The sequence below is a fragment of the Providencia sp. PROV175 genome (genome assembly GCF_032707045.1).
GTDB classification, from domain to species: Bacteria; Pseudomonadota; Gammaproteobacteria; order Enterobacterales; family Enterobacteriaceae; genus Providencia; species Providencia hangzhouensis.
Window position 1 is genome coordinate 501516 of sequence record NZ_CP120533.1, and the last position, 17780, is coordinate 519295.

Below are 17780 nucleotides of genomic sequence, written 5' to 3' on the forward strand. Positions count from 1 at the left end.
CTACCATGAAAATGGTAAGGCTAAAGTTTAAAGGTGAATAAAGTACTAAATCAAGGAATGGGGGAAGCTTGGCTGCGCATGAAAACTTTTAAATGCCAGTAAAAAATAAGGGACATCATCATAGCCGACTTCTTGGGCGATACGTGTCATAGGCATATTTTCTGTTCTAGATAATATCATTGCTTTGTTCATTCGGGACATTAAGCTAATTTTGGAAAAACTTGTATGTTCACTGGCTAGTCGTCGTTTAAGGGTTGAAGGGCTCATATGGAGTTTTTTTGCGATAGTATCTAGAGTATGGCATTGTTTACCTACGCTATGAAAAATTAAGTCATACACTTTATCTTTTATCGAGATATTCATTGAGGCATATAATGTAGAGGTAAATTCATTTACCAGTAAAAAAAATGATAGAATAAAGTTTAAATAAATATGAATAACATTATGGCTGGTCGGCGAGTTAGCTTCTTTAATAGCAGAATGAAATACATCTTCAATAATCGGGTTTTCTTGTAAGCTAGTACAACAAATTTGGCTTATTGAGTGTGTCTTTTTCTTATTAATAAATAATGCTGCATGCTGTTGATAAAAGGATTTCAACATATCTGTGGTCATTGGAAGTACATCTACAGCCAGTAGATTGTGATTATCACGATTGATTATCTCAATTGAAGATCCTTTGGGGAGAAAACAGATATCTGCAGCCGTTAGTCTTTGCCATGGGCCTTCTTCTATCCGTATTTCAATTTCGCCAGACCTCACTTTAAATAGCAGAGAGTGAGTTAGATAAAGGCTATTTTTTATTTTATTTGATAGGGTTTCAATATAGGTATGAAACGATTTTACACAGAAATTAGTCGACATTTTTGAACCTAAATAAATATTACCTACGATTATTACCGTAAAATTATTCTGGTTGTGTCAAAGAATTGTTCACGGCTTCCATATTTTTAACAACAAACCTTGAGCTTGCATAAGCTGAAAGATCGATTTGTTATTACTTCCTGACTTAATAAACTTCAGTGTATAGCGATGTGGTTTATTAAAAGGAACGCAGGGATACTAATTTTATATAGGGTATATTGATTTAATTACTGGTCACGATTTTTTATGTTTTTGAGAGAGAACAATAAATTCTTAACGAGTCAGTAATATTCCGAGAGTCATTGTTTTAACTCATTGTTTTTATTTAAAATAATTATTTTTATTTTAATATTGGAATTATGTTTTTAGAGTAAAAAAAAAGATAAGTAAGAAAAAAACAAAGTGAAATGACAACTATTAGGTGCTTAACATTAAAAAATAGTAGGAGTAAATAAAAAGGCAGAGTACGTTGAATATACTTCTGCCTTATCGTGCGTTGGACCAGTAATCAATTCAATATTTGGTTTAACTGATTATATAGGCCTTGTGCGCTCTTCTTATAACCCTCGACGGAGAGGTGCACATTGTCAGGTCGTGCTAAATCTTGTGCTGCCCATGTGCGAATTGAACAAGGGCCACCCATAAAGGCTTGCCAGTCCCAAAATAGTGTATTTTCCTGAGCGGCAACTGTTTTTTGAATTTGAATCACACTCATTAAATTCACAGGCATCTGAGCTTGGCAACTCGCCGCATCATTAAATTTAAGTGAATCATTCGGGCCGATAAGTAAAATAACGCTATTTGGCATTTGTTGGCGAATTAAGCGAATTTTGGCGCGTAAATTTTGCTCGTAAGCGGCTAAATCTAATGTATCGTTAAAAGCTTCATTGGTTCCATAGGCTAAAATCACCATATCAGGGGACATTTGAGCTAAGGTTTCGCTCCATTGTGGTTGCCATTTATCTGTCATACTCAGTGTTGCACCATTGAGCCCAAGAGCTGAAAACATTACTCCTGGTTTTTGCGAACGCACTAACCACCCACCAATTTTCAACCCATCACCTTTATTAACAGTAACTTGGGCTGGAAGCTGGGTATTTACAGGGGACGAAAATACCCACTGGTTGCCTGTGGCTGGCAATGCAACATTGGGGGAGACGGCAGGAGCGACACGCATTTGTGAGTCACTTGTGCTTTGGTATAGAGTTTGTAGCTGATAAGCACCTAGCGCAGGCTGTAAAGGCTTGAGCACTACTTTACTGTTGGCTGCTTGTGGCTCGGCAATTAGCCCACCAAGTGGGTAATCAAAGCGTTCATCTTTGCGGCTTGAAGCCAGTGACCACTCTTTCTTTTCGCTCATACGGTTAATGGTCGCTGTTCGTTGCCCAGGTACCGAAATCGGAGGAATGAAGCCTGGGCCCGCATCACCATAACGTTGCTGAAATAATGTTCTTAAATTACCGCTGAAAAAGTCAGCGGCTGTATGTGAATCACCAATTTGGACAATGTGAACTTGTTGGTTGCCTTGGCGCAACTTATTTGCCAATTGTGGCAAATTAGGCTCTGCGTTATTGACCAACTGCCCTTGTGCAACGACTGGCTGGCCTTTAGGCGGGCTAGTCGTGCGAGTTTTGTCTGATGTGTTCTGGCAAGATAATAAGCCCAGCGACAAAAGCGCAATCACGCTACCCGCCAATATTTTGGACTTAGCTTGACACAGTTTGTTCAGTTTCATGAGGTTCCTTTTCTTCCTCTTCTTCGAAATGAATGAGTGAGAATACTTTTTCAGCGATCAATTGTTGGCCTTTTCCGCTGAAATGGATCCCGTCACCACTTCGCAATTTAATGGTACTACTCGCATCACCGATATAGTCAGAATAGGTATCGCCTTTATATTTAAAGACATCATTGACCGAAAAGTAAATTTCACCGTTGTCTTCAACTTCAGATTGGTAGAGGCTACTTAAGAATTTCATACCATCGGAGAGCGTATTTTTACGCATATTAGGAGGCCCAACCCAAATAACATCAACATTGTGCTGGCGAGCGGTCGATATTATATCACCAATTCGTTCACGGTACACTTTTTCCCAATCTTCACTTTTAAATTTGACGTATTTATAACCCGTTTGTGGTGGCATATCCCAAGGGTCGTTAGGTCCTAAAAAAACGACTAAAACCTTAATGTTGGGGTTATCATTCAATGCCTTAGCAATGGTTTGGGGCCAATTGAAAAAGCGTGGATACGCCAGTCCTGTACTTTGCTTGCTTAGGTTAATGCTATCGATATTATATTTTTTTAACAGCATGTTTTTAACATGTGGAGCGACGCCTTGCATCATGGAGTCCCCCGCGAACAGGACTTGTTGGCCCTTTTCGATATTGGCAATATGTTTTGCCACGATTGGCTGATCTTTTTTGATTGTAAAACCACCAAAGTTAATTTTCTGGTTTTTATCTCTAACTTGTGGTCGTTTAAGCCGCTCAGGGAAAGTAATCGATAAGCTTTCAGCTGGATAAAAATAGCCATTTACGAAGTGAAGACCAATTTGAAACTCTTTGGGGAAACTGAGTTTTTTATCTTTATTGGCCAGTTCAAGCTCAGCGGCTTGTTTGTCTTCCTGCGCTTTTTGCCCTGATGCGTAATAAGTGAATAAGCTTCCTGCTTCAAGCGCACCATCATGTAAATAAGCACCATAATCCCAGATAGGATTCCCTGCCATTTTTGCCCATGGGGTATCTTGGTGATATTTTTGCTGCCAAAATCGTTCTAGTGAGCTTTGATTCAACCAAATTAATAATAGGCCAGCAATTAGGACAATAAATAAAATCTGCCCAACTTTGATTAGGGTATTTTTAAACTCAGAAGTTAGCATAAATAAACCCCGGCATACCTGAAGGAGAAAGCATAAACATAATAGTTAGAATAATCGCGAGCGGAATAGGATAATAATACCAAGGAATGGTTTGGTATTTTTTTGCCACATAATGGTAGCCTTGTACAAAATAAGGGTAGGTAATCAGTAGTAGCCAAAATGCGATTAGTAAGCCTAGGCTTGCATTAATTGAAGCAATAAAACCAGGTGCAATGATTTGATTGGCCATTAACAGGGCATCATCAAATGAGGGGCTACGGAAGAAAATCCATGCAAAGCAGACAAAATGGAAAGTAATAATTCGTGACACCCAAACGGATAATGTTTTATTAGGAATCACTTGGGTCCATCCTAATTTTTCCATGCATAAACTCTTAAGATTGAGTAGCACAATTCCTAATCCATGAATGGCTCCCCAAACTACAAATGTCATTGCTGCACCATGCCATAACCCTGAAATGACCATCGCAAGGAATACATTGGTATTCATACGGCTAAAACCTTTGCGGTTACCGCCTAGGGGGATATAAACATAGTCGCGAATAAATGTAGATAAGCTGATGTGCCAACGGGCCCAAAACTCTTTTAAATTTGCAGCTAAATAAGGCGCATTAAAGTTAACAGGGACTCTAAATCCTAATAATAACGCGATGCCCGTCACCAGATTGGTATAACCTGAGAAGTTAAAGTAAATATTCCAAGCATAGGCATAGGTTGCTACTAGGATCTCTCCCGCATTGTAACCCACGGGAGAATCAAAGACGGGATTTACAAAATTTTCAGACAAGTAAGAGCTAAATAAAAACAATTTCACTAGTGCTAATGAAATAAGCAATATCGCTTTTCGGGGATCTAAAATCTCACGGCTTTCCGCTTGTATTTGGGGAAGAAAGTTCTTCGCGCGGTTGATTGGCCCTGCGACGATGCTCGGAAAAAATGCAAGATACAATGTTACATCAAAGAAATCGGCTTTAGGAATTTCTTTGCGACAAACTGATACCGTATAGCTTACCGAATGGAATACATAAAATGAGAGTCCAAGTGGTGCGAGTATTTCCAATATAGGAAGACCAACACTAAAACCAAATTTATCGAGTGTTTGCTGAATAGTCTCTTGGAAGAATGAGTAATATTTAAAGGTGGTAAAGAAGCCAACAATGACAGCGGTAAGAATACCGTATATCCATCGACTAGAGAGCCAATTGGTTGCCACGTTGGTAAGCAAATAAATAATCAGTGTGTAGCTAAATAAGATATAAGCAAAGTCAGGACTAAATGAATAAACAAAAAAATAGCTAGCAGTGATTAATAAGCCATTTTGTAACTTTGCACTGGGCTGACAACCCCAATAAATAAGAAAAAAAATCAAGAAAGAGCCAAGAAACTCAAAAGAGAAGAAATTCATATTAGACTCAAAGATGTTAATTATTTTGTTAGAAGGTTAGGGTATATGATATTTGATCTCTTTTTCTATGCAATCAGAATATTGCTTGTCGTATTGCTCGTCATATTTCGAGCGGTGACTTTGTTGGCTACGTTCAGCTACCCTAGTCACATACTTATGTATGTTCCTAGGGGTAGCTTCTCTTGCCGCCTCGCCACCACTCGAACTATTTAAGGCAATAGAGTAAATCTAAAAAAACATAAAAAATGAATTAGTCGAATGAGTTAAGTAAGTTAAATACGGTTTGTGAGGGATAAAAAAATCCACTTAGTTAAGTGGATTTTTTATGTCTTGTACCTGGTGATACAAAATTAAATGCGAGTGGCTGCTCTTTGCTGAGCTTGTGTAATCAATTCTTCATTACTCGCGTACATCTCTTGTAAATAGCGGTTATAAGTAGAACCTAACTCTGAGTACCCTTTCATATCATTGATTAACTTTTTAGTATCTAGCTCATCTTTTGATAGACGCTGTTTTGCTCGTGAAGTACGTAATGACTCATAAGCATTATGGGTATTCATATTTTTCATATAAGCAGTCACGGTCTCTTCTACAGAAGAATATGTAGAATAGCCTTTAATCTTTCCTTGTTTGGTCTGGCAGCCACTACCGCAGCGCATACCAAATAAATTACCGTTTTGCAGAGCAAGTTGTGATGTACCCCAACCAGACTCTGTTGCTGCTTGTGTGGCAACTAAGTGTGTTGGCATGATGTCGACACGACTCAGTAGTTTGTTCCAATTTAAACGTTTTGGATTACTACATTTCATACCATAGCTATTACAGATTTGTTCAAGACGGCGCAACTCTTGTGCGCTCCACTTCTTATTAGCCCGTACTGATAGCAACCAAGTACGTTCAGCCATAATCTGCTTATTCACTTTTTCAATAACAGGGACAACCGTTTTCAAAAATGCTTTCTTTCGAGGCGTACCAGAAGGGTATTTACGCAAGTCAGGGAGTGAGGTTTTAGCCTGACTTACATTCTGTTGCACAGTTTTATTAGTATACTCTTTATTGAGCATTGTGCTGGTACTGGTGGAGCCCATACTCAGGCTCGAAAATAAAAGTAAAAATAAGAAAGCGAAGACGGCGTTTGTCCTCATCGTTCGAGAGGGCATTTGCTTCTCCTAAGTATCTCTGAACAAAATTCGAGCGAATATTAGCAGATTAATTTTTCACGAGCTACATTTATCCGGGTGACATTAAGGAAACTTCTGTATTATTTTGTGGGTTTTTTTATATTAATATGAATGTATTGATTTTAAATGACCTAATGGTTTCGTTTGGTATATTTTCATATGATGAATGATAAATTAAACTGTTTATTCCCGTGGCGTTCGCGCTTTACTTAAGTTAAATTTGAGTAAAAAACACACAATTCATTTAGTTGTTATAGGGTTATTTTGTCTGAAAAATAAGCAGTCAGTAGTCTATTTTTTGACCGAAATGAGTTCTCTATCGTTTTATTAAAGCCTATCGAGGCGACAAAAGTGAAATAAGATTATTATCTGCAAATGAGTAAAAAGTGACATTTACCTTAAATTTTAAGCGCAACAATGTCAGGATAAAGTCCTATAGGGTGAGTCATATGGATATCAGAAATAGTCCCTTTAAGGTTTTAAAATTTGTTGCAGTAAATCTTGTTGCTTCGCATCTTCCGCCAGCTGTGGAAAATCAGCCACTGTCCAATAAGAGGTCGGTTTGGGGAGCTGTTTCATATTTCCAGTAGGGAGCAAACGCAGTTGTGCGAGTAATGATAAATCATATTTGAGATAGCGCTCAGGCAACGTTAAAAATAAGCCTTCAGATGGCATAATTTGTGGGGGCATCAGAGGATAACGTTGGTCACTTGTTTGGTAATCTCTTGTTAAAACAAGAAATTTCTCTGGTACTCTGCGGTAACTGTTCCACCATAAACCATCAACGCTATCAAATATTTTTCGCGTGGTTTTTCTATCTTTGCTACCGAGTTGGTGAAGGGTCAGTGGAAGAATATTTTCCATTGATTGAGAGTAAGTGGCTAAAGAGCCTGCTCGGCCTTGTAGTATCAAAGTTAAGGCGAGACGGGAACCAAGTAAATTTGAGTACAGGTCTTCAGGGGAAAATGCGGAAACCCCTTCAGAAAACCCCGGTACAGATTGATAACCATACCACTGGGCAATTTCATGCCATACCGCGAGCTGGAAAGCCAATTTTGCGGCTAAGTAGGCGCTTAGGGTATAACGTTGTTTGGCAGATTGTGGTGGTTCAAATGCACTGAAATGAATTTGTCTATCCGCTAACTCTTCACTAAGTGACAGCGACCATTGTTGACCAAGGCGTGGGTAAATTTGGCTAAATAAGTAAAAAGTATAATCTGCAGTATCTCTGACATGGGAAATATCAATAAACCCGCTTTTATCTGTATAGAGTAAGCCTATTTTTTCATTACTGAGCCCCATTAATGCAGCAGAGGCACCTAAAAAGCTGTCATTATAATGATGTTCACCGAGGCTATCTGCTTCAACGATATTATCGATAGTGTAAAACGGGACAGGTAATCCCCATAGCTCAGCTTGCAAGTTGTAGCCAAAGGCGCAGCAAGCGCGCAAACCTTGTGGTGGGGCTAAGGAAGCAATAATAGGCCAATTTTGTGAGGCTTCTTCAAAAGTATAGGGGGTAATGACAGGCTCAATGGCAGGCAAGTCCAGTTTGTCATGACTTTGGCAAGCGGCTAATAAAAGCCCAATCCCCATTGCCAGAACCCATTTGAACATTAAAACGCCTCCCCAACTTGAAAATATACCCCTGTACTGTTGCGGCCAACACCGAAATCCAAGCGAACATTCATTCTTGGTTTAAATTCAAAACGATAGCCTACGCCAACGGTGGGCAACCAATGCCCTTGGCCTAATTCAGAGGCAGTATCACTCATGGTTCCTGTTCCTAGCCAGCCTACAACGCCATGACGCCAATCGAGTTTATGACGAAGTTCTATTTGGCTGGTGAATATATTGTTATCACGATAACGACCTTCATAATACCCGCGCATGCGGTTACCATTACCGAGTAATGATAGCTGGTTCCACGGTACATTTCCGGTTGAAAACCTCGCATAATTGTCGAATGCAATAACAGTCTCTTCGGCTAAGGCATGGTAATAGGCATATTGTAATTGGGTGGTTTGGAAACGTGTATCGCTACCGAGGCTAGGCGCAAAATAAGTATAGATGGCCTCAAAAGCTTGCCCATGATAGGCATTGGGCAGAAAATCTCGTGTGTCATAACTGTAGTATGCACTGACGCCTGAATTTAACACCGAACGACCCCCAATTGAATTGGAGAAATACTGTTTGGCTCCATCATCAGGATCGCTGGCATTGATTGATGAAAAGTCCCAACCAAGACCAATATAAGTCGAATCGGCTAATTGATATAAGACTCTTGGGGTTATTTGGAATTCTTGGGAATGGTACTTTTCTTTATTGTGATCGTTTTTCCCTGCAGAATATCCCTTACCCCAGTAATAAGTGGGAATATTGTTAATGGTGCCGGAAACAAATAACCGCCACTGGTCGTTATCAATAAAATTATAGTTGGTAAAATTTAAGCCAAACGCGCCTGTAGACGACGCAAAACCGCTTAAGCCAATAGAAGACGGCTGGGTTTGTTTATCTTCTTTATCTATTCGATATAAACCAACCAGCGCAGTACCAATACCAACGCCCATTTCGGGGGTATAAAATGGCCCCGGTAATACGCCCCAATCGACAGTTTTACTTTCATCAAAGCTATTTTTTCCACCGAGATCGTTTAACCAGCCATCGATTTGCTGGCGATCAGGGAGTAAATCAGCTTTAGCGGGAAAAATAATAAAAAGGCTGAGCAAGGCCAGCCTTTGGATAATTGCCGAATGCCACATTAAAAACGGAATTCCCCAGATACAAAGAAGGTATTACGGTTATTAAAACCAAATTCAGTGAGCACATTAAAATTACGCGTGAATTCGACACGAGCACCAACAGTATTATTCCATTTATGAGCAAGATGTTGTTTAACGTCAAATTTCATCCCCGGCTCATCCATTGAATTTATGATATCTTGAAATTTGCCAGGTAAATTTAGCTTGCTGATATCGCCTTTAAAACGTTGAGTAATATCTTGGTACATTGCCCCAGTCCAGATTTGGACTTTGGTATTACCTTGCCCATCAATCAAAGGATCGAAAGTAAATGTATAACCAATTCGAGGGGAAATGATTAGTGCTTTAATATCACCATCAAGAATATCAAGGTCGGTTTTAGTATAGTTTAGGTCTAAGGTTGTAAAAAAGTCGTTATAGCCGCCAGCTAAAGTAAACCCAGCGCCATAAGTTTTGCCTTTGAAGTCTAAGTCAAAAGGTTGACCTTTCAAAAAAGGGTCTAACGGGATGACGAATCCCGGAGCTAAGGCGAAGCTTCCACCTTTTAATGTAGTATGGGATTTACCTTTGGTATGTCCATACAGGCCATAAACATTTAAGAATGGAAACACCCATGAATCCAATTTCAGTGTATGGGTTTCACTTTTTTGTCTTGTATGCCCTGCTTCGATATGTATCGCATTTGAAAAATCAGGGTTTTCTGGAGCGATAAACCCTATTCTATCAACCACAATATCTTGGCGCATGTTCATATACCCATAACTCACCCCAAAAGGTTCCGGTAAATCATACCCTCGAGCGCGGGCTTCATCGCCCCAAATCGGCAGTACTCGTGACTCTGTGGTAGAAGAACGAGTAATGCCGCCTTCGCTGTTACTTTGTGGGACTCCAGACTCACTTACAGAGACCGAAAATAACGGACGATCACTATCGGCAAAGCTCACAGACATGCTCATAATAGAAGAAAGAATCAGTGCAGTACTGAATTGAATGCGTTTCATAAAATTGGCTCAATCTTTAGATAATAGAGAGGTGTAGTTAGGTATATCTATAATAGTTGGAATTTTAACATTGATAATTTTTTTATCGATAGCGCTTAATGCTTTTTTATGAAGATCTAAAACTAGATACCTGTATGTTAATTATTTATTTAAGATTATCATTTTTCATACCTAAAATAGCTGCCGATGCAAGAAATAACATCGGCACGATAGGGCTGAAAATACTACTTTTTGTTTTGTTGATGAAACTTAACACGCTCATGAAAATAGGCTTTTAAATGATCTTCCATTTGGTGAATCTTTTGTTCTAAGGCGTTGACCAACACTTCATCGCTATTCATATCGAAAACGCGTTGCATTGCGAGATCATCGACATATTCTTTTTGTGCTTTGGTTAAATCAGCCATATTTGAATTACCTTTATTGAAATAGAACTTTTTGCTTCATCAATATAAAGCAAATTAAAGAAAGAGTATTATTGTGCCTCAGCCAATACCGTATGAAAAGTAGAATAACTGATTGTCGAATAATGATTATTTATTAACTTAGTTGCAATACGAAGGATCAAATCACAATCTCAGTTTGTTAAGAATAATCACAATATTCTTAATGAATATAAGCTGATATCCTCGCCACAGTCACTTATTAATAGGTCTGAAAATGAATAATAAACAACACTACCTTGATACCGCAGCAGGTGAGGGCGAGAAAGAAGCATCAATGATGGTTGCTATTCCTGGTTCTGAGCTGACGTCTTTATTACTTGAGCAGCGTTTAGAAGAACAAACTTATTTCACCGAGGGTGAAATAGATTACATTCCAGAGGATGGCGGTTTTTTCTTTAGCTGTAAAAAAGATGAAGAAGAATTACGTTTTTATATCGCTTTAGTGGATAGCGACCCTGAATATACCATCAACCCTTATTTTGCCACTGACCCAATCAGCCCTGAGCTGTATGCAGAAGCAAGTGCTGCCCCCCAAGCGGTAATTGTTGAGTGCTTATTTCAAGGGCAACCATTAGTCAATTATCTGCAGCAGCTAAAGGTCATTCAAATCTTGGTACCCGATTTATTACTGGGCTTGGATATTTCTGCCGCAGGGAAAGTGTTTACTCGTGAGTGGCTTAATTTCCAACTCATTGATGATTTGATGCCAAGCATTGACTCTCTGTATGTTGTTCATGCTATTTATGACCAAGAAGATAACGAAGACAAGCGGGAAGAAGAGCGTGCGCCGACCATGTATTGGTTCCACACTCATGGCTTGGCACGTTGTGGTTTATCAGAAGCAGAAATTATTATACCGCACCCGATTGCTTCTTATTATGGTATTCCCGAACTGTTTTGGAGCTTCGTGAATAACAGCATTACTCACGGGAAAATCGTGTTTAATGAGCCCATTTTTATTGGACAAACCCAGGCGGGCTATGAATATTTAGTTGCAGTACCGTTTGAAGAAGGGTTATTGCATGTAGGTAAATCCACACCAATTGATGATTTAAAACCGCTAGAAGAGATGAGTTTCGAGTTTGGAGATGCATCATCAGAGCGTTTTATGGGAGATTGGCATGATAGAGACGAATCTCATCAACATCCTTCAGCCATGTTATTCCGTGTAACACAAGAAAACCCAACCTTAGAAAGCTTCTTTGAAGGGTTTGAAGATCAAAACGCCATGATGTTTATGCGTACCGATGAAGAAACGGCAGATATGTCGCGTAAAGCTAAATTACGTTGGGAATACTTCACCCATATGTTAGATAACTATGGCCCGAAACCTGTCGCTCAGAAAAAAGGTTTTCTTGCCAAATTCCTTGGTAAAAACGAGGAAGCTGAAGATTCGGAATGGCGCTTTTTAGTGAAATGCGGTATTGGTTACCATGATGCAGAAGAAGATTTCGATGGTCATGAACATATGTGGTTTGAGCCTGTTTCTTGGAATGGTGACCAGTTTGAAGGGCGTTTAATTAACCATCCTTTTTATGTGAAAAATATGCAAGAAGGGGAAGTTTATCCATTAACGCGCGACGATATTACGGATTGGACAATTTATTTCCAAGACGGCAGTTATACCCCTGATACGATATATAAATTGTTAAGTGGCGCTCAAGTTCACTAACTTGTCATACTCGTCATACTTCAAGCTGCATGGGGGTTGACTGCACTCAGCCAGCCGAATCACATACTTATGTATGCTCATCGGTCTGTCTTCGTTTGTCGCCTACATGCAACTTGAATTATTTAGAGTACATACGCGTCACGATTCAAGCTGCATGGGGGGTGACTGCGTTCAGCCAGTCGAGTCACATGCTTATTCAAGCTAGAGTACAAAGGTTTATGTTAGACTGGGAGTGCAATGCGCCCAATTTAATGATGAAAGTTTAACGCCATGAATGAAACCGAGCTTTACCAATATGCCTTATTTATGCTTTCCCGCCGTGATTACGGTAAAGCAGAGCTATTTGCTCGTATGAAACGGCGTATGTATGAAAAAAATGAGGGTATTATTGATGAGCCTTTAATTGAATTGGTGCTTGAAAGGCTAAGTGAGCAACATTTTCTTGATGATGACCGTGTTGCAGGGCTATTAATGCAAGGTTATCTGCGCAAGGGATACGGCCCATTGCGGATAAAACAAGAAATGCGGCAGAAAGGTTTCACTGAAACGGTTGTGGAAAAGCATTTTGCTACTCTAGATGTAGATTGGTTTGAAAAGGCCGCATTGGTTCGTAGTAAAAAATTCGGTGATGACCTTCCTCATGATTTCAAGGAAAAAAGCAAACAAATTAGATACTTACAGTATCGTGGCTTTTTTGGCGATATGATTTATGAGTTATTCAATGGTTAGTTTCCATATTATTAATTTATAAAATCACTTACTTTTCAACTGGTTGAAATAAAATCTGAACATAGTTTTTGACGTTGTTTATTTTAGATTAATCAGTGAATTGTGAGTTCGATCTTTCTTTTATCAATTTCATGTTAACGTTAACATATCTTTGATCATATACTGTGTTCATGTTCTGGGCAGCTCACTTCACGATAAATCAAAAAAGAGAAGAAAGCGCTAGCAATGATGTTTATTGGTTTAATTCAAATAGGTATTAATATGAAGATGTTACCGTTATCTGCGATTGCAGCGGCTTTTGTCATCCTATTCCCTTTGGTGGGGGATGCTCAAACGGATTTAAGTCGTATTGAGGTAAGGCTGGAGGCGTTAGAGAAAAGAGCTGAGTTGGCAGAACGACGTGCCGAAGCTGCTGAACAGAAAGCAGAGAAGCTCGAACGAGTGATGAATATGCATGAAACTACCAAACAACCCATATCAACCGTTGTTAAGGAGCCTATTTCCAATACAAATGTACCAAGGGAGAGTGAAGAAAAACCAACATCTGGGATCCAATACCACAATGATTACGGTGAACTTAAGCTTTATGGCGATGTTGAGTTCAATATGGATGGGGCGAGTCGTCAGGGACAAATTACATCTGTCAGAACGGCTCTTGGGAAAAACAACCAACCAAATAAGAGTGATAATTGGGATATTAATGGACGAATCTTGATTGGGGTAGATGGTAATCATTTGAAAGATAATGGAAATTATGCAGGGTTTTCTGTGCAGCCGCTTGCGGATATGACAGGAAAAATGAACCTTGATGATGCCGCTTTTTATTTCGGGCAAAAGGATCGCTGGCAAGTAAAGCTCGGCCGTTACGAAGCTTATGATATGTTCCCATTAGGACAAGATACGTTTGTACAGTATTCAGGCAATACGGCGAATGATTTGTACAGTGATGGGTTCGGTTATATTTATATGATGAAAGAAGGGCGTGGGCGTTCAGGTGATGGTGGTAGTGTTCAACTTTCCCATTCATTAGATGATTGGTATTTTGAAATTAACGCATTGGTTGAAGATGGTACCGCTTTATTCGATGATTCTAACTACCATGGTTATCAGCTAGATAATAAGAAAAATGTTATTTATTTAAGGCCTGTGGTGGCTTGGCAGCCGAATGATTTCAAAGTGGCTATTGCGATGGAATCCCAAGTTATCAACAATGCCTATGGGGATAACGTTGATGGTCATTGGAAGGATATGTCCAAACGTAATGGATATGGTATGACTTTAGGATGGAATAGCGTAGAAAAAGACTCAGATAATGGCGTGCAGCTAACATTCAGTACTGCATACCTAGATGCAATAGCAGAAACAGATTTATCGTTAGGTGGCTATGCCTTGTGGCGTCGCGCTCAACTAGGTTATATCTATGCGCATAATAATATTAAAGATTTTAATGCAGTAAATATTTCGACAGACCCTAATTCAGTGTTGAATAACATCCCAGGTAAATATGATGTTCATACTTTATATGCTTCTTATGAGTTACCTCAAATTTTAGCTATAGATAATTACAAAATTTATCTTGGTGCTTATTACTCTAAAATTAATGCAGATAACCCTAATTTGATTAGTCATCATGATGATGAACGCTATGGTGTTCGTGCTCGCTTCAAATATTTTTTCTAGTCTAAGCTAAGCCGTTCTTCCTATGTGTTGTTAATAAATAGGAAGATCGGCTGCAAAATAACTGTAAAAAAGATTTTTTATTTATTTCTCTTGTGTTTTAACGCATTTCTATATTAAAAATCATCTGCTGACATGATCATTGTCAGTGAATTTTGCTTAATGATTAGGCAGAGTAATTTTTTTTATAATTACAAAATAAGACAGGCAGGAGAAATAAATGATTGAGCTCTTAATCGGCGTTATTGTCGCCATTGGAGTTGGGCGTTATATCATAAAAGGGTATTCCGCAACGGGTGTACTAATGACAGGGGGGATTTTACTTCTAATCATTACCGCTATTATGGGCAAAAGTATTTTACCAGGTTCTGTTCCGACGACGGGGTGGCGTGTAACAGATATTCTGGAATACATAAAATTCCTATTAATGAGCCGAGGTGGCGACCTTGGTATGATGATCATGGTGTTATGTGGGTTTGCATCTTATATGACTCACATTGGGGCGAATGATGTTGTGGTGAAAATCGCCTCTAAGCCATTAAAAATGATCAACTCACCTTATTTGTTGATGGTTGCTGCTTATATTGTGGCATGTTTGATGTCACTGGCGGTATCTTCTGCGACAGGCCTCGGTGTATTACTGATGGCGACATTATTCCCTGTAATGGTGAATGTTGGGATCAGTCGTGGTGCAGCAGCGGCAATTTGTGCATCGCCAGCGGCAATTATTTTAGCGCCAACATCCGGTGACGTTATTTTGGCGGCAAAAGCGGCTGAAATGCCATTAATCGACTTCGCATTTAAAACGACCTTACCGATTTCTATCGCGGCAATTGTGGCAATGTCAATTGCGCACTTCTTCTGGCAACGTTATTTAGACAGAAAAGAGAACGTCAAAACAGAAATGTTAGACGTCAATGAAATCAAAACACACGCACCTGCTTTCTACGCTATCTTGCCTTTTACGCCAATTATCGGTGTTTTAGTGTTTGATGGTAAATGGGCGCCTGAATTGCATATCGTTACGATTATTGTTGGCTGCATTATTTTAGCTGCAGTCATTGAGTTTTTACGCAGTTTTAGCGCGAAACACGTCTATGGTGGCTTAGAAGTTTGTTATAGAGGAATGGCTGATGCATTTGCAACGGTTGTGATGTTGTTAGTCGCCGCTGGGGTCTTTGCGCAGGGTTTAAGCACCATTGGTTTCATCAAAGGGCTAATTGACCTCGCACAATCATTTGGTTCAGGTGCAATTGTGATGATGATTGCCCTGGTCGTGATTACGATGTTAGCCGCGATGACAACGGGCTCGGGAAATGCACCGTTCTATGCGTTTGTTGAGCTAATCCCTCATTTAGCAAAACAAATGGGCGTCAACCCTGCTTATTTAGTGATCCCAATGTTGCAAGCCTCTAATTTAGGGCGGACTTTATCGCCTGTATCAGGGGTTGTCGTAGCTGTATCTGGTATGGCAAAAATCTCTCCTTTTGAAGTGGTGAAAAGAACGTCAATTCCAGTATTAGTTGGATTGGTTGTGGTGGTGATTGCGACAGAAATATTAGTTCCAGTCTACCTATAAAACTTCAGTTTTTCAGGTAAAAAAATGGCTGAGCAAATGGCTCAGCCATTTTTCAAATTAAAAATTAAATACTTTATATCTAAAATTTACTTTTTTAATTAATTGCAAAATTATTTATTCACAGAATAATTACGTGGTATTTATTTTTTTTACGTTATTAACGAGATCTACACCAAAAAGTTGAAAAAATAGCGTGATTAAATTAGGCACTGTTGATTATTTAATGCAAAATCTGCACATCTTATTTTAATAACGTTAATGATGAAGAACACAAGATGAGCACAATTGAAAAAACAGTAGATACAGTAGATACAGCAGATAAACCTGTTAGTAAGTGGACCTATAAGGATTTTACTTGGGTGCTTTCTTTATTCGGTACCGCCGTAGGGGCAGGAGTTCTATTCCTGCCAATTAAAGCGGGTGCAGGGGGGTTTTGGCCATTAGTAATATTAGCAATAATTGCAACACCAATGATTTGGTTAGCCCATAAAGGGTTAGCACGCTTTGTTTTATCTTCAAAAAATCCAAATGCGGATATTACAGATACGGTAGAAGAGCACTTTGGTAAAGTAGGCGCAAATATTATAACGTTTGCTTATTTCTTTGCTATTTACCCTATCGTATTGATTTATGGTGTAGGTATCACAAATACCGTTGATTCATTCTTGGTAAATCAACTCGAAATAGAGCCGCTGCCACGATGGTTACTGTCTGGGGTGCTGATTGCAGCAATGACTGCAGGGGTGGTGTTTGGTCGTGAGCTTATGCTAAAGCTTACTTCTCTAATGGTTTACCCTCTGGTATTCATTTTATTAGCTTTATCATTGTATTTAATTCCTGAATGGAATACGTCAATGCTAGAAGTGGCTCCTGATTGGAGTGCAATGCCTGTGATTGTTTGGATGGCGATCCCACTAATCGTATTCTCATTTAACCATAGCCCAATTATCAGCCAATTTACTAAAGACCAACGTCAGCAGTTTGGTAATAATGCGATTGTGAAAACAGATATGATTACGGGTGGTGCAGCATTAATGCTGACAGGTTTTGTGATGTTTTTCGTTTTCTCTGTGGTCTTATCACTAAGCCCTGCAGAGCTTGCCGTTGCGAAAGAACAGAATATTAGTGTGCTATCACATATCGCGAATATTAACCCATCGCCAATTTTGTCTTATTTAGGGCCGATTGTTGCTTTTGCTGCGATTGTATCGAGTTATTTTGGTCACTTCTTAGGGGCTCACGAAGGCTTAGTTGGGTTAATTAAGTCCCGTTCTTCTTTTTCTGTGAAGAAAATTCAAACGGCTTCCATGTTATTTATTGTGATTACAACGTGGATTGTGACTATTCGTAACCCGAGTATTTTAGGCATGATTGAAACGATGGGGGCACCAATGATTGCCGCTATTCTGTTTATTCTACCTGTCGTGTCGATGAATATTGTTCCTGCGATGAAGAAGTTCAGCACGTCAAAGCCTGCTCAAATCTTCACCTTTATTTGTGGGCTGGCCTCTATTACTTCAGTTATTTATGGTGCATTTTCATAAAAACAAATAAAACTTTATAAGCAGAAAAGCCATGGCCTGTAAGG

General features: G+C 39.3%; 14 protein-coding genes. 5 read left to right on the forward strand and 9 right to left on the reverse strand.

Translation table 11 applies throughout. From position 1 onward, the window contains the following. Window positions 1-45: 45 nt before the first annotated feature. From P3L44_RS02160 to P3L44_RS02200, 9 genes are all read right to left on the reverse strand, one after another. The gene (locus P3L44_RS02160) at window positions 46-864 is read right to left on the reverse strand and encodes a helix-turn-helix domain-containing protein (RefSeq protein WP_272661996.1); all 819 of its coding nucleotides are present in this window, start codon (window positions 862-864) and stop codon (window positions 46-48) included. Between the two features lie 508 nt (window positions 865-1372). After that, a complete protein-coding gene (locus tag P3L44_RS02165; protein ID WP_272661995.1) occupies window positions 1373-2599 on the reverse strand; it encodes an SGNH/GDSL hydrolase family protein in 1227 nt (408 codons plus the stop codon). Then, the gene (locus tag P3L44_RS02170) at window positions 2571-3740 is read right to left on the reverse strand and encodes a DUF459 domain-containing protein (protein ID WP_272661994.1); all 1170 of its coding nucleotides are present in this window, start codon (window positions 3738-3740) and stop codon (window positions 2571-2573) included. The genes P3L44_RS02165 and P3L44_RS02170 overlap by 29 nt, the downstream gene beginning before the upstream one ends. Next, entirely contained in the window at window positions 3727-5145 is a 1419-nt protein-coding gene (locus tag P3L44_RS02175) for an MBOAT family O-acyltransferase (RefSeq protein WP_110592630.1), read from the reverse strand. The genes P3L44_RS02170 and P3L44_RS02175 overlap by 14 nt, the downstream gene beginning before the upstream one ends. Window positions 5146-5495: 350 nt before the next feature. Next, complete coding sequence (locus tag P3L44_RS02180) at window positions 5496-6305, reverse strand: protein bax (RefSeq protein WP_036958345.1); 810 nt, start codon at window positions 6303-6305, stop codon at window positions 5496-5498. Between the two features lie 492 nt (window positions 6306-6797). After that, window positions 6798-7943: a DUF4056 domain-containing protein gene (locus P3L44_RS02185; protein ID WP_272661993.1), complete on the reverse strand. Its 1146-nt coding sequence runs from the start codon at window positions 7941-7943 to the stop codon at window positions 6798-6800. Then, the gene (locus tag P3L44_RS02190) at window positions 7943-9088 is read right to left on the reverse strand and encodes a BamA/TamA family outer membrane protein (RefSeq protein WP_272661992.1); all 1146 of its coding nucleotides are present in this window, start codon (window positions 9086-9088) and stop codon (window positions 7943-7945) included. Before P3L44_RS02190 ends, P3L44_RS02185 begins: the two co-directional genes overlap by 1 nt. Continuing rightward, window positions 9088-10089, reverse strand: a complete 1002-nt coding sequence (locus P3L44_RS02195; RefSeq protein WP_272661991.1) for a hypothetical protein — start codon at window positions 10087-10089, stop codon at window positions 9088-9090. Before P3L44_RS02195 ends, P3L44_RS02190 begins: the two co-directional genes overlap by 1 nt. A gap of 224 nt (window positions 10090-10313) precedes the next feature. Further along, a complete protein-coding gene (locus tag P3L44_RS02200) occupies window positions 10314-10496 on the reverse strand; it encodes a hypothetical protein (RefSeq protein WP_140172593.1) in 183 nt (60 codons plus the stop codon). Between the two features lie 253 nt (window positions 10497-10749). Between P3L44_RS02200 and P3L44_RS02205 the strand changes: the two genes are divergently transcribed. The 5 genes from P3L44_RS02205 to P3L44_RS02225 all read left to right on the forward strand — a co-directional run bounded on the left by P3L44_RS02205 (window position 10750) and on the right by P3L44_RS02225 (window position 17736). Further along, the gene (locus P3L44_RS02205; RefSeq protein WP_272661990.1) at window positions 10750-12207 is read left to right on the forward strand and encodes a DUF4026 domain-containing protein; all 1458 of its coding nucleotides are present in this window, start codon (window positions 10750-10752) and stop codon (window positions 12205-12207) included. A 270-nt stretch (window positions 12208-12477) separates the two neighbouring features. Continuing rightward, entirely contained in the window at window positions 12478-12936 is a 459-nt protein-coding gene (locus P3L44_RS02210) for a regulatory protein RecX (RefSeq protein ID WP_272661989.1), read from the forward strand. Between the two features lie 261 nt (window positions 12937-13197). Continuing rightward, window positions 13198-14616: a carbohydrate porin gene (locus P3L44_RS02215; RefSeq protein WP_272661988.1), complete on the forward strand. Its 1419-nt coding sequence runs from the start codon at window positions 13198-13200 to the stop codon at window positions 14614-14616. Between the two features lie 217 nt (window positions 14617-14833). Beyond that, complete coding sequence (dcuC, locus tag P3L44_RS02220) at window positions 14834-16192, forward strand: anaerobic C4-dicarboxylate transporter DcuC (RefSeq protein WP_102139170.1); 1359 nt, start codon at window positions 14834-14836, stop codon at window positions 16190-16192. A gap of 284 nt (window positions 16193-16476) precedes the next feature. Further along, window positions 16477-17736 carry an aromatic amino acid transport family protein gene (locus tag P3L44_RS02225; protein WP_410480052.1) on the forward strand — a complete coding sequence of 420 codons (1260 nt, stop codon included), beginning with the start codon at window positions 16477-16479 and terminating at the stop codon, window positions 17734-17736. The last annotated feature ends 44 nt before the right edge of the window (window positions 17737-17780 follow it).